Source organism: Brevibacterium sp. FAM 24630, assembly GCF_049804075.1.
In the GTDB taxonomy this organism is placed as follows: Bacteria; Actinomycetota; Actinomycetes; order Actinomycetales; family Brevibacteriaceae; genus Brevibacterium.
Map to the genome: position 1 here is coordinate 1 of NZ_JBNBZD010000030.1, position 26574 is coordinate 26574.

General features: G+C 65.7%; 23 protein-coding genes. 16 read left to right on the forward strand and 7 right to left on the reverse strand.

Annotation, left to right across the window (positions count from 1 at the left end):
• Positions 1-159: 159 nt before the first annotated feature.
• Both ACPUD7_RS16240 and ACPUD7_RS16245 read right to left on the reverse strand, forming a co-directional pair.
• Positions 160-714: a hypothetical protein gene (locus tag ACPUD7_RS16240; RefSeq protein ID WP_135539950.1), complete on the reverse strand. Its 555-nt coding sequence runs from the start codon at positions 712-714 to the stop codon at positions 160-162.
• 1105 nt (positions 715-1819) lie between these two features.
• Complete coding sequence (locus ACPUD7_RS16245; protein WP_425120488.1) at positions 1820-3382, reverse strand: APC family permease; 1563 nt, start codon at positions 3380-3382, stop codon at positions 1820-1822.
• Positions 3383-3646: 264 nt separating this feature from the next.
• On the opposite strand from ACPUD7_RS16245, the gene ACPUD7_RS16250 reads away from it, so the two are divergent.
• The 12 genes from ACPUD7_RS16250 (at position 3647) to gap (ending at position 17403) form a co-directional block, all read left to right on the forward strand.
• Entirely contained in the window at positions 3647-4843 is a 1197-nt protein-coding gene (locus ACPUD7_RS16250; RefSeq protein ID WP_425120508.1) for a lysostaphin resistance A-like protein, read from the forward strand.
• A gap of 95 nt (positions 4844-4938) precedes the next feature.
• Positions 4939-5415, forward strand: a complete 477-nt coding sequence (locus ACPUD7_RS16255; protein ID WP_096159809.1) for a DoxX family protein — start codon at positions 4939-4941, stop codon at positions 5413-5415.
• Positions 5416-5500: 85 nt separating this feature from the next.
• Positions 5501-6121 carry a GrpB family protein gene (locus ACPUD7_RS16260; protein WP_425120489.1) on the forward strand — a complete coding sequence of 207 codons (621 nt, stop codon included), beginning with the start codon at positions 5501-5503 and terminating at the stop codon, positions 6119-6121.
• Positions 6122-6240: 119 nt separating this feature from the next.
• Positions 6241-7119: a siderophore-interacting protein gene (locus ACPUD7_RS16265; protein WP_096159807.1), complete on the forward strand. Its 879-nt coding sequence runs from the start codon at positions 6241-6243 to the stop codon at positions 7117-7119.
• Between the two features lie 90 nt (positions 7120-7209).
• A complete protein-coding gene (locus ACPUD7_RS16270; RefSeq protein ID WP_425120490.1) occupies positions 7210-7776 on the forward strand; it encodes an isochorismatase family protein in 567 nt (188 codons plus the stop codon).
• Positions 7777-7903: 127 nt separating this feature from the next.
• Complete coding sequence (locus tag ACPUD7_RS16275) at positions 7904-10174, forward strand: MMPL family transporter (protein ID WP_425120491.1); 2271 nt, start codon at positions 7904-7906, stop codon at positions 10172-10174.
• Between the two features lie 143 nt (positions 10175-10317).
• Positions 10318-11760, forward strand: coding sequence for a sensor histidine kinase (locus ACPUD7_RS16280; protein WP_425120492.1), 1443 nt, complete (start codon positions 10318-10320; stop codon positions 11758-11760).
• On the forward strand, positions 11757-12377 hold the full coding sequence (locus tag ACPUD7_RS16285) for a response regulator (protein ID WP_425120493.1): 621 nt from the start codon (positions 11757-11759) through the stop codon (positions 12375-12377). The genes ACPUD7_RS16280 and ACPUD7_RS16285 overlap by 4 nt, the downstream gene beginning before the upstream one ends.
• A gap of 394 nt (positions 12378-12771) precedes the next feature.
• Positions 12772-14358, forward strand: coding sequence for a serine hydrolase domain-containing protein (locus ACPUD7_RS16290; protein WP_425120494.1), 1587 nt, complete (start codon positions 12772-12774; stop codon positions 14356-14358).
• 213 nt (positions 14359-14571) lie between these two features.
• Positions 14572-14913 (forward strand): carboxymuconolactone decarboxylase family protein, encoded by a 342-nt coding sequence (locus ACPUD7_RS16295; protein ID WP_135539962.1) that lies wholly within the window; start codon positions 14572-14574, stop codon positions 14911-14913.
• 46 nt (positions 14914-14959) lie between these two features.
• A complete protein-coding gene (locus ACPUD7_RS16300) occupies positions 14960-16159 on the forward strand; it encodes a DJ-1/PfpI family protein (RefSeq protein WP_240689810.1) in 1200 nt (399 codons plus the stop codon).
• 248 nt (positions 16160-16407) lie between these two features.
• Entirely contained in the window at positions 16408-17403 is a 996-nt protein-coding gene (gap, locus tag ACPUD7_RS16305) for a type I glyceraldehyde-3-phosphate dehydrogenase (protein WP_425120495.1), read from the forward strand.
• Positions 17404-17670: 267 nt separating this feature from the next.
• On the opposite strand, the gene ACPUD7_RS16310 is transcribed toward gap, so the two are convergent.
• On the reverse strand, positions 17671-17988 hold the full coding sequence (locus tag ACPUD7_RS16310; RefSeq protein WP_135539966.1) for an XRE family transcriptional regulator: 318 nt from the start codon (positions 17986-17988) through the stop codon (positions 17671-17673).
• Between the two features lie 236 nt (positions 17989-18224).
• Here ACPUD7_RS16310 and ACPUD7_RS16315 point away from each other — a divergent pair, with 236 nt between their 5' ends.
• Positions 18225-19088, forward strand: coding sequence for a hypothetical protein (locus ACPUD7_RS16315; protein WP_425120496.1), 864 nt, complete (start codon positions 18225-18227; stop codon positions 19086-19088).
• 16 nt (positions 19089-19104) lie between these two features.
• On the opposite strand, the gene ACPUD7_RS16320 is transcribed toward ACPUD7_RS16315, so the two are convergent.
• Together ACPUD7_RS16320 and ACPUD7_RS16325 are read right to left on the reverse strand one after the other, a co-directional pair.
• Positions 19105-20994 (reverse strand): bifunctional sugar phosphate isomerase/epimerase/4-hydroxyphenylpyruvate dioxygenase family protein, encoded by a 1890-nt coding sequence (locus ACPUD7_RS16320; RefSeq protein WP_425120497.1) that lies wholly within the window; start codon positions 20992-20994, stop codon positions 19105-19107.
• Positions 20991-22313, reverse strand: a complete 1323-nt coding sequence (locus ACPUD7_RS16325; protein ID WP_135539971.1) for an MFS transporter — start codon at positions 22311-22313, stop codon at positions 20991-20993. Before ACPUD7_RS16325 ends, ACPUD7_RS16320 begins: the two co-directional genes overlap by 4 nt.
• Before the next feature lie 205 nt (positions 22314-22518).
• On the opposite strand from ACPUD7_RS16325, the gene ACPUD7_RS16330 reads away from it, so the two are divergent.
• From ACPUD7_RS16330 to ACPUD7_RS16340, 3 genes are read left to right on the forward strand one after another with little or no spacing between them, the layout of a single operon-like run.
• On the forward strand, positions 22519-23268 hold the full coding sequence (locus tag ACPUD7_RS16330; RefSeq protein WP_135539973.1) for an IclR family transcriptional regulator: 750 nt from the start codon (positions 22519-22521) through the stop codon (positions 23266-23268).
• Positions 23269-23270: 2 nt separating this feature from the next.
• Positions 23271-23723: a type II 3-dehydroquinate dehydratase gene (aroQ, locus tag ACPUD7_RS16335; RefSeq protein ID WP_135539975.1), complete on the forward strand. Its 453-nt coding sequence runs from the start codon at positions 23271-23273 to the stop codon at positions 23721-23723.
• Entirely contained in the window at positions 23720-24580 is an 861-nt protein-coding gene (locus ACPUD7_RS16340) for a shikimate dehydrogenase (protein ID WP_425120498.1), read from the forward strand. The genes aroQ and ACPUD7_RS16340 overlap by 4 nt, the downstream gene beginning before the upstream one ends.
• A gap of 15 nt (positions 24581-24595) precedes the next feature.
• On the opposite strand, the gene ACPUD7_RS16345 is transcribed toward ACPUD7_RS16340, so the two are convergent.
• Positions 24596-25396, reverse strand: coding sequence for a DedA family protein (locus ACPUD7_RS16345; RefSeq protein ID WP_135539978.1), 801 nt, complete (start codon positions 25394-25396; stop codon positions 24596-24598).
• An 81-nt stretch (positions 25397-25477) separates the two neighbouring features.
• Positions 25478-26518: an L-glyceraldehyde 3-phosphate reductase gene (gene mgrA / locus ACPUD7_RS16350; protein ID WP_425120499.1), complete on the reverse strand. Its 1041-nt coding sequence runs from the start codon at positions 26516-26518 to the stop codon at positions 25478-25480.
• Between the last annotated feature and the right edge of the window lie 56 nt (positions 26519-26574).

Here is a 26574-nt window from a genome sequence, read left to right on the forward strand (position 1 = left end):
AGGCAGACGAAGAACGCGTCGAGGTGGTCGAAAGGGACTGGTCGCATGATGGGCTCCTTCTCAAGTGCTGTCCCGACCCGACCGTGCTGGTCAGGCCGGGTGTTGCACTAGAAGATAGAAACCGCCCCGCCAGAAATGTCCGATGGTGACCTATATTCTTCATTGCAGCCCGAGGTGGTGGCGGATATCGCGCTCGAGTTGCTGACGACTGGTCGATTTTGTCACCCGAATGACGGTCCAGCCAGCTGCTCTCAGCGCGTTGACTCGATCGATGTCGGCGGCCCATTGGTATTCGGAGATTCGGTGATGATCTCCCTCGTACTCCAGCGCAAGCTTCTTCTTCGGGTAGCCGAGGTCGGGATGCAGGGTGCGATCGATCGTCGGACAGTACACGGCAGGGTGGACCTCTGGTTCAGGCAGGTTTCGGGAGATGGCCCAGAGGCGGAGGTCTGTTTCCATCGGCGAGTCGACGTCTTCTCGAATGAGGTCGACAGCGGCTTCGAGCTTTGGCCTGGCCCTGAGGTGTTTTGTTTCGGAGATGTGCTCGGTCAAAGTCGCCAACGTGAATTGGGGTGGGCTCTTCCAGTTGCCGATCGCCGCGTCACCAACTTTCACCAGCGACTCCACCGAACAGACGGAAGCGAGCTGGCTGAATACCTGAAGTGGGTTCAGGACCGGCAACTTCAACCACTCGATTGATCTGAGCGTTCTCATTCGATGCAGTGTGATGCCTCTTCTGCGAATGCGTTTGTTGATGTCCGAAGTTCCCAGATGAAGAATGTCGCTTCTGAGTGAGCTGGGCAACGGCCACCCGAATAGGCGTGCAGCAGTTTCTCTGCAGGCGACGACCCCCGGGTGTCTGTAGACGATGGCCGTCAACAGCTGCGCCTCATCGATCCATGCGTCATCTGCCCAAGTGGGTATCGGGAATTCGGTGGAGACAGAGCCGTCGAAGCGGATACCCCACGTGGCAGGAGGAAAACCACGCCCGGACCTGATGTCGTACTCGGAGGCTCCTCGCGCTCGCGCTTCCGAAACCGAGAGGACTGCTGGGTAGTGCGCATAGTTCACCGGATGCTTCATGCACAGATAGTTCACGGGGGTTCTGGGCGAGGGAAGACCTGCCCGAGGCGGTTGTGGTCGACTGTTGCCCATCCACAGGCAGTTCACGCTCGAGCCGCGATGGTGTCCACAGCTGAATGGAGGTGAGTCGGACAGTTGCCTCGAGCAGACCATGGATGGTTCGCGAGCCGCATACGGGAGGATCCGGGTGGCTGTGCCGACCGCACCCTGAACAGGAGATTCGCTTCGAGGGCGGGCCTCTGCGGACTCCTGGGTTGCATTCGTGCCAAAGGTGAGGCGGCCACTCCCGGTCGATTCCGAAAGCGAAAAGTATCCGGCGGTGTTCCTTCAGAGCAAAGCGCAAACGAGTGGGTCGGGTGTGGTCGCGAGAGCAGTGGCGAATCTTTGCACAGGTATGAGTGTCCAAGTGGGTTCTGTGTTGACCAGGTTGGCTCAGCGATGTGCGCCATCACGGCCATGCCAAGCGAGCAGAAAGGAGGCTGCTACTGGATTCTGCTCGCGAAACTTAGGTCGCAAACGGACATTCGGGCCGAAACTTAGGTCGCAAACGGACATTCGGGCCGAAACTTAGGTCGCAATCGGACACTTCGGAGGTCAGAAAATGTCCGATTGCGACCTACATTCGTGAGTGGTGTCCGTTTGCGACCTACGTTCGAGGGCGGTGTCCGATTGCGACCTACGTTCGTGAGAGGAGTCCGTTTGCGACCACTCTTCGGGGATCCCAGTGCGCCCGCCCCTACATCTTCGCCCGGCGGGCTCGAATCGCCTCGGCGACGGCGATGGCATCATCCTCGGGGGCGTCGGACTTCCGATCGGGGCGGGCGATGAACAGGTAGATGAACCCGACGACGAGGACGACGACGAGGCCGATGAGGACGATCCAATCGGCGAAGAACGATCCGGAATCCCCTGGCAGCGAGAGCAGGATCATGGCGAAGATCCCGTAGGCCAGAGCCGCAAAGTTGACGACGATCCCCCACCCGCGCAGCGACCACGGCCCGGCGGGCTTCCAGCCCTTCAGCCGCTGCCGCAGGGCTCCGGCGACGACCATCTGGAATGCCAGGTAGATGCCGAGGATCGCAAAGGAGGTCACGGCCACGAGGATTCCGTCGTTGAACCAGATGAGCACGCAGATCAGCGCCGGTGCCGTGCAGGCGACGATGAGCGCGTTGTGCGGGATCTTCGTGCCGTCGGTGACCTTCGACAGCCAGCGGTGACCGGGCATCATGCCGTCCCGGGCGAAGCTGAAGATCAGCCGCGAGGCCGCGGCCTGGAGACTGAGCACGCAGGAGATGAACGCGAGGATCGCGACGAGCAGGAAGAGCTTCGCGCCGACGGTGCCGAGGCTGCCCTCGAGGATCGACGGAATCGGATCCTCGACCTCACCGGCGACGATCGCCTCCAGATTCGGGGCGGCGAGCACGTAGCCGCCGAAGGAGAACAGGGCGGAGATCGCGCCGACGAAGATCGTCATGAGCATCGCCTTGGGGATCCCTCGCGCCGGATTCGACACCTCTTCGGCGACATCGCCGCAGGCCTCGAAGCCGTAGAAGAGGAACAGTCCTGCGATCGCGGCGCCCATGAACACGGGCAGATAGCTGCCGTCGCCGGCGGTGCCCATGGTGTCGAAGAAGACGGAGAAGCTGTGCTTGCGTTCGAAGATGAGGAGGAAGAGGCCGAGTCCGATGACGCCGATGAGTTCGGCGAAGAGACCGATGCGGGCGATCCTGGCCAGCCATTTCGTGCCGGAGAAGTTGATCGCCAGGGCCAACACCAGCAGGGCGAGGCCGAGGACGAGGGTGGTGTTCCGGTTGAGTGTGAGTCCGAAGAGGCTGGCGAGGAATCCGCTGCCGAACTCGGCCACCGAGGTGATGGTGACGATGAGCGCGCAGATGTAGACCCAGGCCGCCATCCACGCATAGCGCTTGCTCCACAGGCGACGCGCCCATGGGTAGATGCCGCCGGCGATGGGGAACTGGGAGACGACCTCACCGAAGACGAGTGCGACGAGCAGCTGCCCGCAGGCGACGATGACGATCCACCAGATCGCCGGCGGCCCACCGGTGGACAGAGCGACGGCCAGCAGCGAATAGACGCCGACGAGCGGGGAGAGATAGGTGAAGCCGAGTGCGAAGTTCGCCCACGGACTCATCGACCGTTCGAAGGAGTCGCCGTAGCCGAGGACCGCGAGGTGGTCGGAATCGGAGAGATGGTCGCCCTGCGACCCGGCGTTGCGGTGGCCGCCAGCGGAGTTGTGATCGCCCGAGGGATGGTGGGCGTCGGAGAGATGATCGGACATGGTGATGTTCCTTCATTCGAATCGTCGTTGATCCTGGTTCTGTCGGTCATCGTATCCCCGATTCCTCCGCACGGAGACGAAAGCGTTCGCGCGCGTCTCACTGGCCCCGATTCCGGGGCGCTCGGCGGATCTCGTCCACGCGACTGAGCGCGATTTCATCCTCGCGGCGGAGGTGGCAGACCGCTGCGGGACATAGGTTGGAACCAGGAAAGCACCGGAAGCCGAGTTCTGGTCACCGGTGAGGAACGAGGAGGAGCCGTGAACATGTACACGGAAGCCAACCGGAAATCCGCCGAGGCGGCCCGCCCGGCAGGTGCCGAAACACCGACCGAAACAGCAGCGCCACCCGAAACCCCAGCATCGCTCGCGGCTGCCGAACCTGCGGTCCCGGCGGCCCCGGCCGTCGATGCGAAGGGCCGACCGCTCGCTGTGGTCCCTGCGACGGTGCCGTGGCTCGAAGTCGCCGTCTTCGTCGTCATCGCATTCGCACTGGCCTGGCTCGTCTGCCTGCCGCTGTGGATCTCCGGCAAGGGACTCAGTGATCCACTCGCCGTTCAGGTCTACGGGGCCGTGATGATGTTCTCGCCGCTGGTCGCCGGCATCGTCGCGCTCACCGTCCAGCGCAAACGGGCCAAGCGTGCCGGCCGACCGATGGCGAGCGTGCCGCGCTACCTCGGAATCGGGCCGCTGCGCCCCATCGGCCGAGTGATCTGGATGACCGTCGCCGCGTTCTTCGGCACCTTCGTCCTCGTGGTCCTCGGCTACCTCGTCGCTTCGGCCCTCGGTTGGCTCACGCTCGACCTCACCGGGCTGTCCGGCTTCAGGACTCAGCTCGCGTCCATCCCGGGTGCGGAATCGCTGCCGATCATCGCCGCCCTTGCGATCTATCTTGGGCTCATGCTCTTCGGTTCACTGTTCAATGTGATCGTCACCTTCGGAGAGGAATCCGGGTGGCGAGGCTGGCTGCTCACCAGCCTGCGGCCCTTGGGCACCTGGCCGGCGCTGCTCATCGTCGGTGTCATCTGGGGCCTGTGGCACGCACCCCTGATCCTGCTCGGATACAACTTCAACCGCCCCGACATCACCGGACTCGGATTCATGGTCGGCGGATGTGTGATGGTCGGCATCCTCTTCGGCTGGCTGCGTCTGCGCACCGGTTCGGTCTGGCCGGCCGTCTTCGCCCATGCCGCACTCAACGGTTCGGCCGGCATGCTGCTCGCTCTGGTCATGGGCACGTCCGGACCGACCCCGGATCCCGCGCTGATCACTCTGCTCGGAGTCTCCGGATGGATCACCTCGGCGATCGTCATCGCTGTTCTCATCGCCACCGGTCAGTTCCGCAGGCAGCCCGAACTCGGCATCAAGATCAAACCCGCCCCTGCCGGTGCTGAGGTCCCCGTCGAACCGGCCACGGCTGCGCCAGGAGCGCCGACCACGCCCGAGATGGCCCCGAGAGACTGAAGCCGATCGGACCTCTCGCCGAGGTCGCCCCCGATTTTGAGGGGCGACCTCGGCGTCCGCTAGGCTCGACTCCTCACAACCCAAAGGAGAACTCCATGATTTTCGGACCATCGCTGCTGCAGACGGCAGGACGCATGCTCACCGCCCCGATCTTCATCAACGGCGGACTCTCGGCCGTGAAGGACCCGGCCGGAAAGGCGGCGATGGCCGAGTCGACTCTCGACACCATCCGCGAATACGTTCCCGCACTGCCCGATGACAACGAGCTGCTCGTGCGCATCAACGGCGGCGTGCAGATCCTCGCCGGTGCCACCCTGCTGCTCGGCATCAAGCCACGGCTGTCAGCAATTGCGCTCGCCGGTTCGCTCATCCCGACCACTCTGGCCGGACACTCCTTCTGGGAGATGGAAGGCGGCGACGCGAAGGCTCACCAGACCCAGTTCTCGAAGAACCTCGCCGCACTCGGCGGGCTGCTCCTCATCGCCGGAGACGGCGACAGCACCAAGGCGATCGAGAAGGCCGCGAAGAAGGCGGCGAAGAAAGCCGAGAAGCGTGCCCTCAAGCAGGCCTGAGCCTCCACCCGCCACCGGCCACCCCGGCCACCCAGCCCATGGAGCCTCAGGCCCGGAAGCTCCGGGCGATGTGTTCGCTGACCCGATGTACGCCGAGACGGCCGACATCGTCACCTTCAACGACGTCACGGACCCCGACCTCTGGGTGCGGCCGACTGGGAATCCCGCCCCGATCGAGATCGTCGATCATGATCCCGCGTGGGCCGACCATTTCTCGGAGGTGGCACACCGGATCCGTCGGGCGCTGTCCCCGATCGGAACGTTCGTCGGCCTCGAGCACGTGGGGTCCACCTCGGTGCCGGGGCTGAGAGCGAAGCCGATCATCGACATGGCACTCGTTGTCACCGATCCCCGGGATGAAGCCGGCTACGTTCCCGTCCTCAACTCGATCGGATTCGGCCTCACCGTACGCGAGCCCGCTTGGTACGAACATCGCATGCTCAAGCGGCTCGATCCGGACCCGGGACAGCTCGATTGCCATCTCCACGTCTTCGGTCCTCGCTGTGCGGAAGTCGCGCGGATGCGGCTGTTCCGAGATCACCTTCGCAGGCACGGGGATGACCGTGAACGCTATCAGGCGGTGAAGTCGGCCGCGGCCGAGCAGTCGAATGCTCTCGACGAGACCGGCATGGACTACAACGCTCGCAAACAGGCGGTGGTCCGCGAGATCTATCGCCGCATTTTCGAGGCCGAAGGGTGGGAGTGAGTATCTGAGCCTCCACCCGCCACCTCCCGCCACCCGCCACCTCCCGCCACCCGTCACATACTCCCCGTCACTTAATTAGGGTAGGCTAAGCAAAGTGCGGATACGGGAAAGGTGGGCACATGGTCAACTGGCAGCGCGGGGTGATGCGGCTCTTCCGCATCACCAACCACGAAGTGGTCGTCACAGGCATCGAGGACTTCACCCCGACCTACCGTCGGATCCACTTCTCCGGCCCCGAGCTGCTGGCCCAGCTCGACGATGTCTTTCCGACACTGTGGACCCGCCTGTGGTTCCCGCATCCCGAGAAGGGCGACGGGCATCTGAGCCAGCGCGGCTACACGTTCTCGGCCATCGATCTCGAGGCAGGGACCTTCGCCCTCGACTTCGTCCTCCACGGCGACCTCGGGGCGCCACGTCCGGTCGACGTGGGATCCAGTGCTGACGAAACGACGAGCCTCCACTCGGCAGCAGCCGCCGACCGGCAGACCGCCGCCACCGATCACACCGCCGACATCGGCCCGGCTGCGCGGTGGGCGGCCCACGTCCGCCCCGGTGAGAGGATCGAAGCAGCGCTCACCCCGGCCCGCATCGACCTGCCCGAGAACACCTCTCACCTCCTCCTCGCGGGGGACCTCACTGCGCTTCCGGCGATCAACTCCTGGTGCGAAGCCGTCCCCGCCGAGGTGGCAGTGACCGTGGCGATCGCCGCCGCTGCTGACGAGGTGTCCGGACTCCCGCAGTCCGAGCACCCGAACGCGACATGGCACTGGGCGCCCACGGAATCCGCCCCCTCGCTGGCCCCGCAGAACCGCGCGGGCCGTTCCCTGACCTCCCTCCTCGGCGGGCTCGACCTCGATACCGAGGGCCTCTACGTCTGGGCGGCGGGGGAGCGGGGACTGATCAAGGATGTCCGCCAATTCGTCAAGGGCGAACTCGGATTGGGCCGATCGCAGCAGTTCTCCCAGTTCTACTGGTTCGCCGACAGAGCCACCGGCTGAACGCCGTCGTCGTTCCCGCACCCAGGTTCCTGCGCACACTCGTGTCCCCGCACCCCTGGAATTCGACAGAGAAACGCCTATGCTCGAAGCATGGCCAAGGCACTCCTCATCGTCGATGTCCAGAACGACTTCACCGAAGGCGGCGCGCTCGGCGTGACCGGCGGCGACCGCGTGGCCGAAGGCATCAGCCGCCACCTCGCCGCCCACGCCGGGGACTACGATGCCGTCATCGCTTCCCGCGACTGGCATGATCCCGACAGCGACAACGGCGGCCACTTCAGCGACACCCCGGATTTCGTCGACAGCTGGCCCGTCCACTGTGTCGCCGGCACCACCGGGGCCGAATACGACCCGCTGCTGTCCACCGCAGTGATCACTCACCACGTTCGCAAGGGCCAAGGCAGACCCGACTATTCGGCCTTCCAAGGGACCACGGAAACGGGGAGCAGCCTCGGCGATCTTCTTCACGACCTCACCGTCACCGAGGTGGACGTCGTCGGCATCGCCACCGACCATTGCGTGCGCGCCTCCACCCTCGACGCTCTGGACTCGGGTGTGGGTGTCCGCGTCCTCACTGACCTTGTCGCCGGGGTCGGTGAGGACACGAGCGCGGCCGCGCTGAGAGAGATGGAGAAGGCCGGAGCCGGCCTGGCATGAGGCGCTGACCCGCCGCCCCCGGTCAGAGCGTCTGCCCAGGTCAGTGCGTTCTCTCCATCGAAAGTTGCAGACCAGGTCCGAACTCTTTGGCGATGTGCCCCGGGAGGTGAATTGATGGACTTGAGTCATGAACTCATTCCTCGCGAAATCCGCACACGCACTGACATCGAAGCGCGGTTCGTGGCTCGTCCTCGGCGGGGTCGTCGTCCTCGTCGCACTGATCTTCGGACTGCTGTCCGGAGCAGGCGAGGACCGGGCCAACGAAACCGCTCCGGCCGACTCCGAATCCACCCAGGCCCAGCAGACCCTCGACAAGTTCCCCGATGCCGACAAGCAGTCCGTCATGGTCGTGGCCTCGAACGACGACGGATCCGAACTGTCCGCCGACGACCAGACGCAGCTGAAGAAGCTCGGCACCTCGCTCGGCCAAACCGTCGGGGACGAATCCGATGAGACGGTGACCGGACCGATACTCAGCGACGACAAGCAGGCCGCCCTGCTCATGGTGCCGATCACCGTGGGCCTGACGAACTCGGACACGGCCGAGACCGTCGACGATCTGCGGACCGCCATCGCCGATGACCCGACCGCCTCAGGACTCACAGATGAGGGCATGTCCCTGCTGGTCACCGGCGGTCCGGCGATCGGTGCGGACATCGCCTCGGCGTTCGACGGTGCCGACTTCACCCTCCTCATCGTCACCATCGTCATCGTCGCCATCCTGCTCATCATCACCTACCGCTCACCCATCCTGTGGCTGCTGCCGCTCATCGTCATCGGCACCGCCGACGGGCTCGCCTCCACCGTGACCGCGGCCGTCGGCGACTGGCTCGACCTGCAGTTCGACGCCGGCATCATCAGCGTCCTCGTCTTCGGCGCCGGAGCGAACTATGCGCTGCTGCTCATCTCCCGCTACCGCGAGGAGCTCAGCCGCCACATCGACCACCGCAAGGCACTCGCCGAGGCCTGGACCCACACCGCGACGACGATCCTCGCCTCGAACCTCACCGTCGTCCTGTCCCTGCTCAGCCTCGTCTTCGCCGTCATCCCCGGCACCCGCGGTCTGGGCATCACGGCCGCGGTCGGCCTAATCATCTCCGCTGCCGCGGTGCTCATCGCCCTGCCGCCCGTGCTCGCGATCTGCGGCAAGCGAGTGTTCTGGCCCTTCGTCCCGAAGGCCGAAGACGCCATCGCAACGCAGAGTTCGGATGAGGCCACCACCCCCGCCGAGGCAGCCCCGCACTCGGCGCGGGAGCTCGCCGACCGCGCGGCCGGCACCAAGGACAGAGCCGCCTCGGCGAAGCCCTCGGTCTGGCGCACCATCGCCACTCGCGTGGTCCGGAGACCCGGGCTCCACCTCGGCGCCGGCATCGTCATCCTCGGCGTCATGGCCACCGGCTTCATCGGTTCCTCGATCGGACTCGACCAGACCGAGAAGTTCCGGGTTCAGTCCGAATCGGCGCAGGGCCTCGACGTTCTGTCCGAGCACTTCCCGCCCGGCGAATCGCAGCCGATCTGGATCGTCGCCGACACCGACCACGCCGACCAGGTCGTCGATTCGGTATCCGATATGGACGGCGTCGTGCGCGCCTCGGCGATCGATGACACGAGAATCAACGGCACTTCGGTCACGAAGATCATGGTCACCGGCGAGTTCGCGCCCGACAGTGTGAAGGGGCTCGACCTGGTCGAGGACATCCGCAGCGACGTCCACGCCATCGACGAGGCGAACGCCGAGGTCGGCGGGGCCGCGGCGACGGAACTCGACGCCCGCGACGGCAACCAGCAGGACTTCCTCACCATCGTTCCGATGGTCCTGGCGATCAGCTTCCTCATCCTGCTGGTCATCCTCCGGGCTCCGATCGCGGCGTTCGCCCTGCTGCTGGTCAACGTGGTGTCCTCGGCGGCGGCGATCGGACTCGGTGCCTTCCTGTCCCGGACGTTCTTCGGCCAGTCAGCGCTCGATGCGCAGGTGCCGATCCTCGCGTTCCTCTTCCTCGTCGCGCTCGGCATCGACTACTCGATCTTCCTCGCCCACCGGGCGAAGAAGGAGTCGGTCCTCCACGGCGGCCGGCAGGGCATGGTCGAGGCCGTCGCCCACACCGGCGGTGTCATCACCAGCGCCGGCATCGTCCTGGCCGGAGTGTTCGCGGCACTGGGCATGCTGCCGCTCATGGTGCTCGGTCAGCTCGGCCTCATCGTCGGAGTCGGCGTGCTCGTCGATACGATCATCGTGCGCACGATCATCGTGCCCGCGATCTTCGGACTCGTCGGCAGCAGGATGTGGTGGCCGAACAGGTCGATCACGCACTTCGGCGAAGATTCGGACCGCACCCACGCGCCGGCCGACGGGGAGTATGCGTCCCTCGGTTCCGGATCGCACCACGGCAAGCACTGAACCGGTGAGGTGTGCCGGTGAGAATTGAGGCGGCCGAGGCGTTGAGGACACTCATCGCCTCCGGCCGCCTCGGTTCGCACCCCGTCGGCATGCATTTCCTCTCCCGCGTGGGTTCGTGATGTGGTTGAGTTGGCAGGAGGACCATGAGACCAGACGATCATTCCTTCGGCGCTTCCACCGCCGAGGCAGGTCTGCAGGAAGGCGGCAGCGTGGGCGCACGCAAATGGACGGAACGGACGATGGAGTTCGGTCAGCACGCCATCGCCCTGACGCTGACGCTCATCGCCTGCATCCGTTCCATCTCCGCCGGTGCCCCGCTGACAGCCGCCATCGCCGTGAGCGTGGTCTTCCTCGCCTGGTACGCCCTCGGCGCCGTCCGCGCCGCCCGCACAGGAGCGCTCGTACTCGCCAAATGGTGGCTGATCGTCCTCGCCGCCGCCTGGATGTGCACCCTTCTCGTCTCCGCCGAATTCATCTGGATCGCGTTCCTCCTCTGGCTGCTCGCCGGCCACCTCTTCTCTCTGCGCATCGCGATCGTCTTCACGGCTCTGACGTACATCGCGACGATCATCGCCCCGCTCGGCCATTACGGGCAGGTGCCTACGCCGAGCATCATCGGCTCCCTCATCGGCGCCGTGTTCGCCCTCGGGCTCTCCCGCGGCTACATCGAACTCCTCCGGGAGGGCCGCCGTCGTGAGGAGCTGCTGCGCTCACTCGAACTGGCCCACCAGAATCTGCTCGACCTCCAGGACGAGCTCGCCCTGACCCAGCGTCATGCCGGTGAGATCCAGGAACGCACCCGCGTCTCCCGGGACATCCACGACACGATCGCACAGTCGGTCTCGTCGATTCGTCTCATCGCCCACGCCGAGGCGGAGCGGACCTGCGACGACCGCTCCGGCACAGTGCTCGCCCAAGTCGAAGACCTCGCTGCGCAGAGTTCCCGCGACGTCCGCCGCATCATCGCGGCCCTGGCCCCGACCGAACTCGAGGACGGAGCGTTGACCGCCGCGCTTCGCCGTCTGCTCACCAGGCTGGAGGAGGACACCGCCATCCGCGGCCGACTCGATCTCGACGAGACCCTTCCGACGCTGTCCGCCGAGGTGGAGGTGGCGCTTCTGCGCACCGCGCAGTCGGCGCTGGCCAACGTGCGCCAGCATTCGCAGGCCACCCGCGTGATGATCAGCCTCATGGATCTCGACGGGTCGATCAGAATGGACATCGTCGACGACGGCATCGGCATGGCCGACCCGCAGAACCGGCAGCGCAACCCGCAGTCGGGTTTCGGGCTGGACTTCATCGCCTCCCGGATGCGCGAACTCGGAGGCGAACTCGTCATCGAGACGAGCCCCGGATCCGGCTTCGCGATCTCCGCAACCCTGCCGAGCCAATCCCAGCTGCGCACCCGCGGTGGGGGACTCAGCACGCCCGCGAACGATACGGGCACGGGTGGCCCGGGCCACCTCGGTGACGGCACGGGCAGTGCGGTTCGCCTCGGTGAGAGCACAGCCAGTGCGGGCCACCTCGGCGAGGGTGGCAACGGCACACACGAGAACACGGACACCGATCCAGGAGAGAACGCATGAGCATTCGAGTCATCCTCGTCGACGACCACCCGGTCGTGCGGGCGGGTCTGAGGTCCGTCATCGACGCCCCTGACCACATCGCCGTGATCGGTGAGGCCGGCAGCGGCGAGGAGGCGCTGACTCTCGTCGATGAGCTCGGCCCCGACGTCGTCCTGTGCGACCTGCGGCTGGGGGAGGGCGTCGACGGCATCGAGGTGACGAGGCGGCTGCGAGCGAAGGCGAACCCGCCGGCAGTGCTCATCCTCACGACCTTCGATCTCGACTCGGAGATCATCGCGGCACTCAACGCCGGTGCCTCGGGGTACCTGCTCAAGGACATCGACCCCGGTGACATCTCAACGGCGATCGAAAAGGCGGCGAAGGGTGAGACCTATATGCCTCCGGAGATCTCGTCGAAGGTCTTCGCTGCGATGCGCAATCCCGGCCCGAAGCTGACCCGGCGAGAGCGCGACGTGGTCAAACTGCTGTCCACCGGTGCTTCGAACGCGCAGATCGCGCAGGAGCTCTTCGTCACCGAGGCGACCGTGAAGAGCCACCTCGTCAACGTCTTCACGAAGCTCGGCGTGGACTCGCGGGCACGGGCGATCCGCGTCGCCGAGGACCAGGGGCTGGTGTAGAGGGCAGGTGCCAGCGAAGCCGGTTTCACCGAAAAACTGGTTGAGCGACGAAACACGGGAGCGCGCACCCGTTTCTCGACACCCAGCCCGTTTTTCGCTGAATGACAACTGATGCACCCATGACACCCGAAGTGAAGGCGAGGCTGTGACCGCACTCGCCGCCACGATGTGGGCGGTGGTCGATGCCCGAATGTCAGCTGAATAACTGATAGGTAATGATCCTCGGCGTCGCCCCTGGTCAGGGGTCCAGGCGATGACGAGGAGAGGGCCGGCAGCGTTCGAGCTGAAACGGTTCGGCTACGGAGTTCCCGCTCGTCCAGGTAGTCTGTTGCGTGCGTATCGGGACAGCCCTGCGCACATGCAGAGCCGTTCGGGACGAGACAGTGGAGGTGCTATGGCGGGCGAAGACGAGTCGCTTCCGCCCAGGCCGGTGACCTCACAGAACCGTCGCATCGGTGCCCTGTCCGGCAATACGAAGGGCATCGGCGTGGGAGCGGCCGCCGACGCCGAGGCGGCAGCGCCGGGAGAACCGGCGAACGAGCACTCGGCGCAGACTCCGATGCCCCCGGTTGCTCCCACCGACCGGACCGCAGACAACGCTGTCCCCGCTCCGGCGCGGGATATCTCACTCCCGCACGTCGGCGAACTCGCCTCGGCGAGTGAGGACGCGATCGTCGATCCCTCGGAACCGGTGCTCGAGAGCATCGACCTCGACTCCTGGAAATGGCCGGAGTACTTCGCGTTCGCGCTCACCCGGATGCAGGAGATCTTCCCGACCGGCGGCATCCCGCGCGGCATCGGACCGGTGCGCGAATACGTCACCGAAGATCACGATTTCCGCCCGCTGACGATCGACCGGCAGCGTTGGCCCGCCGCCGATGAGGACTGGTCCACCGTCGGCGACGTCCTGGCGAACACCCACACCGACGCCTGGCTCGTCACTCGCAACGGCGTCGCCTTGGCCGAGGAATACGCGTGGCCGATGAAGCCCGCCCGACAGCACATGCTGTTCTCCGTGAGCAAGTCCATCGTCGCCACAGCCATCGGCGCGCTCGCCGACGCCGGGCTGCTCACCCCCGCCGACCTCGTCACCGCACATGTGCCGGCCCTGGCGAAGAGCGGCTACGCGGGAGCGACCATCCGCGACCTGCTCGACATGCGTTCGGGCATCAGATTCTCCGAAGAATACCTCGAGGACGGGTCGGAGATCCGGGCCCTGTTCGAAGCGGTCGATTTCGCGCCCCGGACGGCCACCTCGGCGAATGGGATCAAGGACTTCCTCACGGGGCTGAGCCGCGAACGCGAACACGGATCGTCGTTCGTCTACCGCAGCTGTGAGACCGACGTGCTCGCATGGATCGCCGAGGCGGTCACCGGCCAACCGTTCTCCATCGTCGCCAGCGAATACGTATGGTCGAAGATCGGCGCCGCCCACGCCGCCCAGGTCTGTCAGGACCGGTGGGGAGGATCGATCGCCGACGGTGCCATCAGCGCCACCATCCGCGACCTCGCCCGATTCGGCGAGATGATCGCCCGCGGCGGGACGACCGAGAACGGCGAACGCGTGCTCTCGGCGGAGTGGGTCGAGGACATCTTCACCGGCGCGGCAGACTCGGCGAAGGTGTTCGCAGCCTCCCCCTCGGGGCGGTCATATCCGGGTGGAATGTACCGCAGCCAGTTCTGGCTGCCTTCGGCCCGCCGCGACGTCGTCATCGGCATCGGCATCCACGGTCAGATGCTCTACATCGACCGCTCCACACAGACCGTCGGCGTCAAACTCTCGAGCGACCCCGAACCGGTGAGCCTGGCCGCCCAACACGGAACCTTGGCGATGTTCGAGGCCATCGCCGAGGCGGTCGCCCCGCAGCCGTCGACCGCCCCGCAGCCGTCGACCGCTTCGCAGGCACCGACCGCTTCGCAGGCACCGACCGTTTCGGGACTCGGTTTCGCATCGCTGGTCGGTCAGAACACGCTTTACTGAGACGCTGGCCCGCCAAGTCGGGCCAGGTGCCTCGGCAGTCCGGTCGGCATCGGAACTGCAGCCCGCATGACACGTCCGACCGCGTCCGGAACTGCAGCCCGCATGACACGTCCGACCGCGCAACCTGACGTCCATGTGACGAAACCAGTGCGACGATTGCGCGGACTCGGTAGCGTGAGGATCGGAACGACACCGATCACAGGAGGCACCACGATGACTGACTTCTTCGACCGCGAGAACGACGCGAAGTACGACAGGGCCTACAAGGAGACCACTCCCGACATCCTCCAGGCCTTCGGCGGCTTCAACGACGCCGTCTTCGCCGCAGAGGGCCGCGAGATCCCGCTGAAGTATCGCGAACTCATCGCCTACGCCGTCGGCCTCACCACGCAGTGCGCCTACTGCATCGACGCGCACGCGAACGCCGCCGTCAAGGCCGGGGCCACCGAAACCGAACTCGCCGAGACCGCGTGGACGGCCTCGGCGATCCGTGCCGGCGGCGCCTTCGCCCACGGTCGGCTCGGATTCAAGCTCACTGGTACTCACGAGCACTGAGCTTCGTCCCGATGCGGGGCCCGATTGCCTAGACTGAGAGGCGATCATGACTGACGAGCCCCGCACCACCCCACGCAGAGCACCCCGTTCGCGCCCGCACCGCATCCTCGTGCTGGCGTTGGACGGGGTGTCTGCCATGGATCTCGGCGTCCCCGTTCAGGTGTTCGGACGCGAATCGAATGCCGCCACGGCACGCACCCGCACCGAGGCGGCCCCGCGGTCCCAGCCGACCGCCGGCACCGCATTGGCCGCCGTCGACACCGCGGAGGCCGTTGCCGAGACCGCGTCGACTGACGTCGTCCCCGGAGTCCGACCGGCGACGGCTGCTGTTCCCGGAGTCCGACCGGCGACTGCCGCCGTCCCCGGAGTCCGACCGGCGACTGCGCCGGCCGGGATCTGGCCCTACGAAGTCGAGGTCTGCGGCATCGCCGCAGGCACGATCACTGGATCGGACGGACTCGACTACTCCGTCGAGCAGGGACTCGAGGCACTGGAGACCGCGGACACGATCATCCTCCCGGGAGCCACCTCGGCGGTGGTCGAAGAACCGCCCGCGGCGGTCATCGGAGCTCTGCTCGCGGCGTTCGAGGCGGGGACGCGGATCGCCGCGATCTCGACGGGCACCTTCGTCCTCGCTCGCACGGGACTGCTCGTGGGGCGCCGCGCAACCACGCACTGGTCGACGGCGAAGGAACTCGCCCGACGCTTCCCGGCGATCAAGGTCGACGAGAACGTCCTCTTCATCGACGAGGGCCAGCTGCTCACCTCGGCCGGAGCCGCCTCGGCGATCGACCTGTGTCTCCATCTCATCCGCAGCGATCACGGGGTGGGCCTGTCCAACCAGGTCGCCCGGCGGCTCGTCGCCGCCGCCTACCGCAGTGCCGGCCAAGCTCAGTACGTGCCGCGCAGCGTGCCCGACCCGCTCGGCGAAGACTTCGCCGACACCCGCGAATGGGCTCTGCAGCACATCGGGGAGAAGATCACCCTGAACGATCTCGCGGCCACCGCGGGAGTGTCCGTGCGCACCTTCTCCCGCCGCTTCGTCGAAGACACCGGTTATACGCCCATGCAGTGGGTGCTCCGGGCTCGCGTCGACCTGGCCAGGGAGCTGCTGGAGAACTCCGATCTGGGCATCGAGCAGATCGCCGACCAGGTGGGACTCGGCACCGGAGCGAATCTGCGGATGCATTTCCAGCGCATCCTCTCGACCTCACCGAACGACTATCGGCACTCCTTCCAGGGGTGAGCTTCCGGCCGCGGCGAACCCCAGCGGCCAGTCGAACCAGTCCGTCCGGAAAGATCCCGCTGGACCGTTCCCGACCCCTTTTGGCGCTCATTTCGGCGACCCCGATCACACTGGCGTGAAACTTTCGGCATCTGGCAATAAGTCTGGCGAGAACCTTGTGTAGATTGTCTGACTGGCCACTGTTGTCGATGGCTGAGATCGCCCATGATGGAGATATCAAGACGAATCCCCGTGATCAAGGAGTGACATTGACTCGCATCGCCATCAATGGTTTCGGTCGCATCGGACGCAGCACCCTGCGGGCACTGATCGAGCGCGGCAGCGAGCTCGAGGTCGTGGCCATCAATGACCTCGGCCCCGTGAGCGACCTCGCCCGACTGCTGAAGTTCGACACGACTCTCGGCCGCTTCAACCACGACGTCGAAGCGACCGAGGACTCCATCATCATCGACGGCAAGTCGATCAAGGTCTTCGCCGAGAAGGATCCGGCAAAGCTGCCCTGGGGTGAGCTCGATGTCGATATCGCGCTCGAATCCAGCGGCCGTTTCACCAAGGCCGATAAGGCCCGCGCCCACATCACCGCCGGCGCGAAGAAGGTCCTCGTCTCCGCTCCCTCGAAGGGTGCCGACGTCACCCTCGCCTTCGGTGTGAACAACGAGGCCTACAAGCCCGAGCACACCGTCATCTCCAACGCCTCGTGCACGACGAACGCGCTGGCTCCGCTGGCCAAGGTCCTCGATGACCTCGCCGGAATCGAGCAGGGCTTCATGACCACCGTCCACGCCTACACCGGCGATCAGATGGTCCAGGATGGTCCCCACAAGGATCCCCGCCGTTCCCGGGCGGCCGCGGAGAACATCATTCCGACCTCGACGGGCGCGGCCAAGGCCATCGGCCTCGTCCTCCCGCAGCTCGACGGCAAGCTCAGCGGTGACGCGATCCGCGTGCCGGTCCCGGTCGGTTCGATCGTCGAGATCAACACGACCGTGTCCCGCGAGGTCACCCGCGACGAGGTGCTCGCCGCCTACGAGAACGCCGCCGCAGGCGAGCTCAAGGGCATCCTCGACTACGAGATCGAGCCCATCGTCTCCTCCGACATCGTCGGCCAGCCCGCTTCCTCGATCTTCGACGCCGCGCTCACCCGCGTCGACGGCAAGCGCGTGAAGGTCGTGGCCTGGTACGACAACGAGTGGGGCTTCTCCAACCGTGTCGTCGACAACCTCGAGTTCATCGGCAAGAACTGATCACGCTCCGGCGGGCGCGGCTGACATCATCAGTCGCTGTCCGTCGGCAAGTGATCCGGCACCGGCCTGGTTCCTCCACGGCATCGGATGCACCTGTGGCCTCGAATCCGCGTTGAGCGGGTTCGAGGCCACAGGTGTTTTGTGCAGGAGTGCAGGGCTCAGCGGTGCGGGGGCGCAGTGGTGCGGGAAACAGACTCCTTCGCCGAGGCTGCCCTCCCGGCCTTCGTGCCCGAACTCAGACATCGTCGGCGCCGGTCGTGCCCGAGCTCAGACGTCGTCGGCACCGGTCGTGCCGCCTTCGCCCTCCCAACGTTCGATGGCCCGGACCTTCGAACGACTGAATTTCAGGCGGACACCGTAACCGCCCTCGTCGCCGTCGGGGATGAACCGTGCGCCGTACTGTTCGAGCGCGAGGACGAGGCGACGCTCCTGCTCGGCGGTGAGGTCCTCGCGTCCCTTCTCGTAGTCCTTGAGTTCGGACTTGTCGAGCTCCGCCTTTCCGGCGACGTCCTTGGCCGAGACCTGGCAGAGGATCCGGGTCGCTCGTGCCAGGGGGCCATCGATGATGATCTCTTCTGTGCTCATGGCACCACCATGCCAGAGCCCTCAAGGTGTGCCAAGACGAAGAGTTCCTCGTGAGACGGGGCGTGACCGCATTGCGACGGACACCATCGACGAGAGTGAAGGCATATGTCTGTCACATTCGATTCGGCACCGATCAGGCTGTGTCAGTGCCGTCCAGTAGTGTCACGAACATGCTTCCGGCGATGGGGTCGGCGGCGCGCGCCGCAGGGTGCGGTGCATGACGGAAGGTCAGAACAATGGAGATCACGACCAGCAGTATCCGCGGTTTGGCTCACCGCTGCGAAGAATTCCTCGACGACCGCGGAGAGTCGTCGGCAATCAGCTACCCGGGCAGTCTTGCTCTGTGCATCCTCGACTCGGTCTATTCGACGGGGTCACACCCGAATGCGGTCGACAACGTCGTCGACCGATACATCGCCCGCCATGGCCGTGAGGACGGCGCGAAGTCGCTGCGGTATTCGATCGCCGCGGCCGGTGGAGCAGAGGTGTGGGCGGAGCAGGTGGTCTGCAACCTCAAACCTGCGAGCACCCATCCCGGAGCCGTGCTCAAAGCCGAGGTCGTCGACCAAGCCACCCGATTGATGGCCGAGTACGGAATCGACACCGTCACCGACCTTCTTGAGACCCTGGTCGACGAACCGTCGCCGGGGCGCAGCACCACCGGGTTGGCTCGCCGGTGGCGGGATCTGCCCAGCCAGAGATCGGGGATCTCCTGGAAGAACCTGCTCATGCTCGCGGGATCACCGCATTTTGAGATCGACTACCGGGTGACGAACTGCATCGCCGAGGTCGCAGGCTTCGGCATCGACGTCACCGACGACTATGTCCTCGTACTGATCGAAGAGGTCGCTGACGTCCTCGGCGCCGAGGAGCAGGAGGTCAGGCGGATCGTCTGGCAGCTCTCCCACCGACGGCTCCTGTCGAAACGGAAACCCGAGAGCACCGCCTGGCGGTACGGTCTTGACGCTGATTCGGACGTTCTCGTCGAGGCCGGGGGCGAGGGGTGGCACGGCGGAGCAGAAGCTGCTGATCCTGCGTGGGACCACGATTGGACGATGCCGTATTCGACGCCGGGCGCATCCGGCGCGGCCCCATTCTGAGCGGGTCGCTGCCGGTTCAGATTCCTGCGTTGCGTCGGTGCTGGGCTGCCAGCCGCACGGGCGCATTCGGGGCACCGTATCCCTGGTAGCCGCCTCGGCGTTCGACCATTTCGAAGAACACCGACCCGATCGTTGACGTATAGAAGTGGAGGAACTCTCCGTTGTCGTCTCGGTCGTAGAGGATGTTGTTCTCCCGCAGCCGATCCAGCAGCTCCGGCGCGAGGTCGAAGCGGGCGGCCAGGTCCTCGTAGTAGTTCTCGGGCACGGGCAAGAACTTCAGACCCCGTGAGACCGCTGTCGCGGCCGCTGAGAAGATGTCATCGCAGGACAGAGCCACATGTTCCGGGTAGCTGAGAGTCTCCGGAGACTCCGCCGGACGCGGGGCCAGGTTGAGCGGCATCCGAATCGTCCCATCGGAGCTTGCCATCACCTGTGAACGGACGAGACCCGAGGGGCTGGGCACATCGTTCGCCGCTTGAGCGTGGAGAGCAAGGAGGGAGGTGTAGAAGAGCACCGCTTCGTCGTAATGGTGGGCCGGCTGGGCGAGATTGACGTGATCGATCGTCGAGCATCGGTCGTCGGGGACGGTGCCGAACTCCTCGGTCCACGTCGGATCGACGCCGGTTCCGTTGCTGAAGAAGACTTCCGAGCCGTCGGGGGAGCAGACTCCGCGCAGGACCGCCTCGTCATGGGCCTGATCGCGAGGGACTTCGGTGGCATGGAGGAGGATTGCGCGTTCCATGGCGGCGTCGGCATCGGTGACAGCGAAACCGATGCCACGCAGGTGGGTTCGGGATGCCGCGGCGCCGTCCTCCTGTTCGGTCGACTCGGTGATGACGATGCGGGCCTGCCCACGACGCCACAGCTGCACATGCGGTTTCGTCCGGTGGTAGCCGACGAAGCGGAAGCCGAGCTGATGGATCTGCCGGGTCAGGGCCCCAAGATCACCGGTGTCCAATTCGACGTAGTCAATGCCGCGAGGTTCGGCGACCTCCGGCAGAGGCTGCAGATCGAGGCGCACACGGTCGCGTCCCGCGCGATCAGCGGCCGGGCCCGAAGTCTTGCCGCTTGGATCTTCGGCTCCTGAGCCGAGAGCCGCGGCCACATTGGATTCGAGCCAGCGCAGCGACCGCAGACCGTCGACAGCGGTGCGCTGTGTGTCGGCCTGCCGGAACGAGTCGTTGAAGACCTCGAGTGAGACCGGTCCGGAATACCCGGTGACGGCCACGCGCGTGAGGAAATCGGTGAGATCCCAGGCGCCTTCGCCGGGGAAGACCCGGTGGTGACGAGACCAGCTGAGCACATCCATCGACAGTGCCGGAGCATCGGCGAGCTGGAGGAAGAAGATCTTCTCCCCGGGAATCTCGGCGATCCGGGACAGATCCGTGCCGCGGGAGAGGATGTGGAAGCTGTCGAGGCAGGTGCCGATGCGCGGATGATCAGCGGCCTTGACGAGGTCCCAGGCCCGGTCGTATTCGGAGACGAAACGTCCCCAGGCCAGTGCCTCGTAGGCGATATCGATGCCGTACTTGTCGGCGAGATCGCCGAGGCGGCGCAGCTGACCGACGATGACCGCATCATCGTCGATGGTGGCGGTGGCGACGTTCGAGCACAGCAGGATCGTCGTCATACCGAGCCGCTGCATCAGCTGGAACTTCGCCTCAGCGCGGGCCAGGTTGGCGGCGAACTGCTCTTCGTCGACGCCCTCGAAATCACGGAAGGGCTGATAGAGATCGAGGCTCAGCCCGAGCGTCCCCGCCAAAGCGGCGATCGCCTCGGGGGAGTCGGGGGAGACGGTGAGGTCCTGTTCGAAGATCTCGACTCCGTCGAAGCCGGCTTTTGCCGCGGCCCGCAGCTTCTCTTCGAGTGTGCCGGACAGGCATACCGTGGCGATCGATGTTCTCATCGTGACCTCTCCTCATGGGCAATGTCGATTTCTTCCAGTGTCAGGCCCTTCGTCTCCTTCGCGGTCATGGCGACGAGTCCGACGAGGATGCAGACTCCGGCGGTGAACGAGGCGACGGACAGCCAATTCTCCCCTTCGGCACCGGCGACGGCAGATGCGAGCACCGGGGCCAGCCCGCCGGAGACGGCGAAGCCGATCTGGGTGCCCAGGGCCAATCCCGTCACACGTGCCGTGGTGGGGAACATCTCGGCATAGAACGATGGCCAGATCGCATTCGCCAGCGAGTAGGCGCAACCGGACATGAGAGCTCCGCAGATGAAGATGAGCGTCCAGTTTCCGCTCGAGACCGCAGCCAGGTACGGGAACATCATCAGGCCCGCGCCCACGGCGCCGGTGATGAAGACGGGTTTGCGGCCGAACCGGTCCGACAGCAGTGCCGAGGCCGGGATCGCGAGCAGCGCCACGGCGTTGGCGATGACCGAGACGAGCAGCATGGTCGAGCGTTCGAGGCCGACGATCGAGGTCGCGAATGACAGCGACCAGACGGTGAAGACCATGTTCACGGTGTTGATCATGGCACACACGGCCACGCGCAGCACCGCAGCTTTGTGCCAGCGGAAGACCTGCATGAGCGGAGGGTTGTCGACCCGGGCCTCCTTGAACGCCGGCGGCTCCTCGAGTCCGCGACGGATGAGCCATGCGGTGAGCACGACGAGGGCCGACAGCCAGAACGGCACACGCCAGCCCCAGCTGAACAGGGCCTCATCGGGCAGGAACGCGGTGAAGGGGATGAAGACTGCGGTGGCCAGCAGAGTGCCGAACTGGGTTCCGTGCAGTGTCCAGCTCGTCGTCCACGAACGCCTCTCCTCCGCTGAATGCTCGAGTGAGACAGAGATCGCGCTCGCCTGCTCACCGGAGGCGGAGAGCCCCTGAATGATGCGGCAGAGCACGAGCAGCGCCGGCGCCAGCATTCCGACCTGGTCATAGGTCGGCAGGCAGCCGACGATGAACGTCGAGATGCCCATGAGGAAGAGGGTGAGCATGAGGACGAACTTGCGACCGAAGCGGTCACCGAGCGGTCCCATGATGAGGGCGCCCAAGGGCCTGACCACGTAGGCGACGCCGACGGTGCCCATGGCCAGGAGGATGGAGATTCCCGGAGCGGTGGTCTCGGGGAAGAACAGGGTGTTGAGCACCAGTGCGGCTGCGGTCCCGTAGACCGCGAAGTCGTAGTACTCGAGTGCGGAACCCGTCCAGCTCGACAGGGCCGCACGAAGCGGCGTCTTCGGCGGGCGAGCTTCCTCGATCGCGTTGTTCATGCTTCCTCGCATTTCTCATTCACTGGGTGCGTCATCGGCTCATCGAATCGACGTTTAATTGCCATAGTGTGGCAACAATTGTTACATGGTGGTTTACAGTGTGATTGAGATGACATAGTCTGTCAACGTGCGCCACGGGAATTCTGCATCACGGACACCCGACCCGGCACCATCGATCCGATCCAGCAACGCAAGGAGGCGAAGCATGCCGCCCAAGGGCTCGAACGCGGTGACGAAGACCTTCGAGATGCTCGACCTGCTCGGCGAATCTCCCGAGGGAATCAGCGCCGCCCAGGCCGCCGACGTCACCGGCTACCCGTTCTCGACGGCCTATCGCCTCCTCGGCGGGCTCGTCGAATCGGGGTACGCGCACTTCGACGCACGCACGAAGATCTACACCCTCGGCATGGAGGTCTTCCGGCTGGCCCAGAAGGTCGCGCATCGACGCGGGCTGTCCGGAGCGACGAAGGAACTGCTGCGGGAGCTGACGGAAACCACCGGCGAATCGAGCATCCTCGCCATCCGCCGCGGAAACGCCGCACTGACAGTGCTCACCGTCGACGGCCCGCAGTTCCGCACGACCACGGACCCCGGCGATGAATCTCCGCTGCACACCTCTTCGCTCGGCCAGGCCCTGCTCGCCCATGACCCGAACGCCGACGCCACGATCGAGGCTCTCGACCTCGTCGCCCGCACCCCGAACTCGATCACCGACCCGGCGAAGATGCGGTCTCGACTCGAGCGGATCCGCACCGACGGCTGGGCAGGCCAATCCGAGGAGAATGACATCGGCATGAACGCCCTGGCCGTGCCCGTCTTCGACCTCGACGGGACACTGCTGGCCTCTCTGGCGCTCGCGGCTCCGGTCTTCCGGCGCACCCTCGACGAGCTCATCGACTTCGTCCCCCAACTGACCGAGACCGCCGCGGCCATCGCGGCCCGATTCCCGAGGTGAGCATGCCCGAGATCCTCGTCCTCAACGGACCCAACCTCAACCTCCTCGGCGAACGCGAACCTGAGATCTACGGCCGCACCACCCTGGCCGACATCGAGGAGATGTGCACCGATGCCGCGGCCGAGGCGGGACTGACTACTCGCTGCATCCAGAGCAACCATGAGGGCGGGCTCATCGACGCCGTTCATGAGGCCCGGCACTCCACGGTCGGGGCGATTATCAACGCCGGAGCGTACACGCACACCTCCCTGGCTCTGCACGATGCGCTGAAGTCCTACGATCATCCGATCATCGAGGTGCACCTGAGCAACCCGCATGCGCGGGAAGCCGTGCGCCACCATTCCTTTCTCTCACCCGTGGCCTCAGCCGTCATCGCCGGAGCCGGCGCGAAAGGCTACGTCCACGCGGTGGAGATCCTCATCGACCTCACTCTGAACACGAAAGCGAGACTATGACCGCATCCCTCCTCCTCGGCCTCATCGGCGAAGGCATCTCCGCCTCCCGCACCCCACGGATGCATGAGAACGAAGGCGCCGCCCACTCCATCCCCACGATCTACCGCACCATCGACGTCGCCGAACGTCGCCTTACGAGCGCCACGCTTAACGAACTGCTCACTGCGGCGATCCGACTCGGGTTCAACGGGCTCAACATCACCCACCCGTTCAAGCAGCAGGTCATCGGTCTCCTCGATTCCGTCGATCCGGTCGCGGCGCGCATCGGTTCGGTCAACACCGTCGTCATCGATGAGCAGGGCAGCACGACCGGGTACAACACCGATGTCACGGGTTTCGCCGCCGGATTCCGTGCCGGTTTGGACGGCGCCGACACCGAGGCGGTCGTGCAGATCGGTGCGGGCGGAGCCGGCCGTGCGGTCGGGTTCGCCCTCGCCGAAATCGGGGTGGGTCAGCTCATCATCGCCGATACCGATGTCGACCGGGCCGCGGGCCTGGCCGCGGACATCGGGGAGGCCGCGGATTCTCCGAACCGGGCGCGAGCGATCGGGCTCGATGAGCTGGCGGGGGCGGCCGCCTCGGCGAGGGGGATCGTCAACGCCACCCCGGTGGGGATGAAAGCCTACCCGGGCACGCCCGTCGACACCTCGGTGTTCGGCGCGGATACGTGGGTGGCCGATGTCGTGTACTTCCCCCTCGAGACGCAGCTGCTCGCCGAGGCCAGGGCCAAGGGGTGCCGTACGCTCGACGGCTCGGGGATGGCGGTCAATCAGGCCATCGACGCTTTCGAACTCTTCAGCGGGCAGCAGGCGGATCCGCAGCGCATGCGCGAGACCTTCCTGTCGTTCGGGGCCTGAACCGGCTCCGAACGGTCAGCCCCCGGAGCTGTCGTCGGCAGCCTGCGTCTTCTTCTGTTTGCGGTATTCCTTGGCGAAGCTGAAGACGAAGATGCCGACGATGAGCGCCAGGGTCAGCCACAGCGCGTACTTGTCGATGACCTTGAGGACGTCGACGGCGGTCTCGCCGAGCTGGTAGCCCAGCGCGGTCCAGATGAGGGTGAAGACCACGCAGCCGAGGAGGTCGGCGACGAGGAAGAGGGACAGACGCATCCGCGTCCATCCGGCGGCGAGGTAGACGAGTGTGCCGGGAATGCCCGGGCAGCGGGAGATGACGGTCATGAGGAAGAGCGCCCAGTTCGGGATCTTCTTCAGCTGGTTGATGCGTTTGAGCTGGCGTTCGTTCTGCGCGAAGAGCCGCAGGACCCCGTCACCCCAGCGGCGGCCGGCCAGCCAGAACGCCCAATCGAGTTTCGCCATGCCGATGAATCCGGCGCCGATGACCAGCCACAGCGGGATCTCGCCGACGCGGGCATAGGCGGCCGCGGCGACGATCGAGGTCTTCGCTCCGTTGATGAACTCTTGGGCGACCGGGGCGTGGACGAGCATCCAGGGGCGAAACGGCATGAGCCCGAGATAGATGAGCGGGACGCCGATGATGATGAACAGCAACAGCTTGTCCAGGCCCTGGGCTTTGCCCTTCCAGGGTTTGATCGCGGCCCAGGGGTTCTCCGTGGGAGAGTCCGATGACTCCTGTGCGCTCTCCGATTCCTCTGGCTCTTCGCCACCGTGAGGGATGGGCTCGGCATCCTCACGGGGGATGCGTTCGTCGCTCATCGGGGCTCCTGCCGGTCGTCTGGGAGGTCGGCGCTTACGGTATCACAGGCGGATGAGCCGGTCCGGGTGAGCGCCGGCACGTCACTGCGCGGTGCTGCGGCGGGCATCGCCCCAGATGTCGACGCCGGAGTCGACGGCGTATTCGTCGATCGCCTTCAGCTCCTCGGCGCTCAGGGGCGCTGCGTCGAGGGCCGCGACATTGTGCTCGAGCTGTTCGACCCGGCTGGCCCCGATGACCAGGGAGGACACGCGGTCATCTCGCAGTGCCCAGGCCAGGGCCATCTGGGCCAGGGACTGGCCGCGGGCGGTCGCGATGTCGTTGAGCGCCCGGATGCGTGCGAGGTTGTCGGCGTTGAGGAAGCCGTCCCTGAACGACGGGGTGCTCTTTCCCGCCCGCGAATCCTCGGGGACACCGCCGAGGTACTTGTCCGTGAGCAGGCCCTGTGCGAGAGGCGAGAACGCGATGACACCGAGGCTCTCGCCCTCCGTGGTCTCGAGCAGTCCGTCGTCTTCGATCCACCGATTGACCATCGAGTAGGAGGGTTGGTGGATGAGCAGCGGTGTTCCCAGATCCCTGGCGATCTGAGCGGCCCGGGCAGTGTCGGCGGCGGAGTACGAGGAGATGCCGGCGTAGAGCGCACGCCCGGAACGGACTGCCGTGTCGAGGGCGCCGATCGTCTCCTCGAGCGGTGTCGAGGCGTCCGGCCGGTGGGAGTAGAAGATGTCGACGTAGTCGAGCCCGAGCCTGCGCAGCGAAGCATCGAGGCTGGCCAGCAGGTATTTGCGGCTGCCGCCCGGACCGCCGTAGGGGCCGGGGTGCATGCCCCATCCGGCCTTCGTCGAGATGATGAGTTCGTCGCGGTAAGGGAGGAGGTCTTCGCGCAGCAGTCGTCCGAAGTTGGTTTCGGCCGAGCCCGGAGGAGGTCCGTAGTTGTTCGCGAGGTCGAAGTGCGTGATTCCGAGGTCGAAGGCCCGGCGGACGATATCGCGCTGATTCTGGAAGGCGACGTCGTCACCGAAGTTGTGCCACAGCCCCAGTGAGAGTGCGGGCAGGAGGAGCCCGGATCGGCCGACTGGGCGGTAGGTCATCGAGTCGTAGCGGTTCTCGGCGGCTAGGTGCACACGTACTCCTGGGTTTCGCGCGGATGGCTGTATCCCCAGATTAGTACGGACCGCAC

Excerpts from the sequence above, each read along its gene's own strand:
- ACPUD7_RS16250 (WP_425120508.1), top strand. The coding sequence starts at position 3,647 with ATGTACACGGAAGCCAACCGGAAATCCGCCGAGGCGGCCCGCCCGGCA.
- ACPUD7_RS16240 (WP_135539950.1), bottom strand. The coding sequence starts at position 714 with ATGAGAACGCTCAGATCAATCGAGTGGTTGAAGTTGCCGGTCCTGAAC.
- ACPUD7_RS16285 (WP_425120493.1), top strand. The coding sequence starts at position 11,757 with ATGAGCATTCGAGTCATCCTCGTCGACGACCACCCGGTCGTGCGGGCG.
- ACPUD7_RS16275 (WP_425120491.1), top strand. The coding sequence starts at position 7,904 with ATGAACTCATTCCTCGCGAAATCCGCACACGCACTGACATCGAAGCGC.
- ACPUD7_RS16265 (WP_096159807.1), top strand. The coding sequence starts at position 6,241 with ATGGTCAACTGGCAGCGCGGGGTGATGCGGCTCTTCCGCATCACCAAC.
- ACPUD7_RS16325 (WP_135539971.1), bottom strand. The coding sequence starts at position 22,313 with ATGAACAACGCGATCGAGGAAGCTCGCCCGCCGAAGACGCCGCTTCGT.
- ACPUD7_RS16315 (WP_425120496.1), top strand. The coding sequence starts at position 18,225 with ATGGAGATCACGACCAGCAGTATCCGCGGTTTGGCTCACCGCTGCGAA.
- ACPUD7_RS16330 (WP_135539973.1), top strand. The coding sequence starts at position 22,519 with ATGCCGCCCAAGGGCTCGAACGCGGTGACGAAGACCTTCGAGATGCTC.
- ACPUD7_RS16255 (WP_096159809.1), top strand. The coding sequence starts at position 4,939 with ATGATTTTCGGACCATCGCTGCTGCAGACGGCAGGACGCATGCTCACC.
- ACPUD7_RS16345 (WP_135539978.1), bottom strand. The coding sequence starts at position 25,396 with ATGAGCGACGAACGCATCCCCCGTGAGGATGCCGAGCCCATCCCTCAC.
- ACPUD7_RS16280 (WP_425120492.1), top strand. The coding sequence starts at position 10,318 with ATGAGACCAGACGATCATTCCTTCGGCGCTTCCACCGCCGAGGCAGGT.
- ACPUD7_RS16300 (WP_240689810.1), top strand. The coding sequence starts at position 14,960 with ATGACTGACGAGCCCCGCACCACCCCACGCAGAGCACCCCGTTCGCGC.
- ACPUD7_RS16260 (WP_425120489.1), top strand. The coding sequence starts at position 5,501 with ATGTACGCCGAGACGGCCGACATCGTCACCTTCAACGACGTCACGGAC.
- ACPUD7_RS16320 (WP_425120497.1), bottom strand. The coding sequence starts at position 20,994 with ATGAGAACATCGATCGCCACGGTATGCCTGTCCGGCACACTCGAAGAG.
- ACPUD7_RS16290 (WP_425120494.1), top strand. The coding sequence starts at position 12,772 with ATGGCGGGCGAAGACGAGTCGCTTCCGCCCAGGCCGGTGACCTCACAG.
- aroQ (WP_135539975.1), top strand. The coding sequence starts at position 23,271 with ATGCCCGAGATCCTCGTCCTCAACGGACCCAACCTCAACCTCCTCGGC.
- ACPUD7_RS16310 (WP_135539966.1), bottom strand. The coding sequence starts at position 17,988 with ATGAGCACAGAAGAGATCATCATCGATGGCCCCCTGGCACGAGCGACC.
- ACPUD7_RS16270 (WP_425120490.1), top strand. The coding sequence starts at position 7,210 with ATGGCCAAGGCACTCCTCATCGTCGATGTCCAGAACGACTTCACCGAA.
- ACPUD7_RS16295 (WP_135539962.1), top strand. The coding sequence starts at position 14,572 with ATGACTGACTTCTTCGACCGCGAGAACGACGCGAAGTACGACAGGGCC.
- ACPUD7_RS16340 (WP_425120498.1), top strand. The coding sequence starts at position 23,720 with ATGACCGCATCCCTCCTCCTCGGCCTCATCGGCGAAGGCATCTCCGCC.
- ACPUD7_RS16245 (WP_425120488.1), bottom strand. The coding sequence starts at position 3,382 with ATGTCCGATCATCTCTCCGACGCCCACCATCCCTCGGGCGATCACAAC.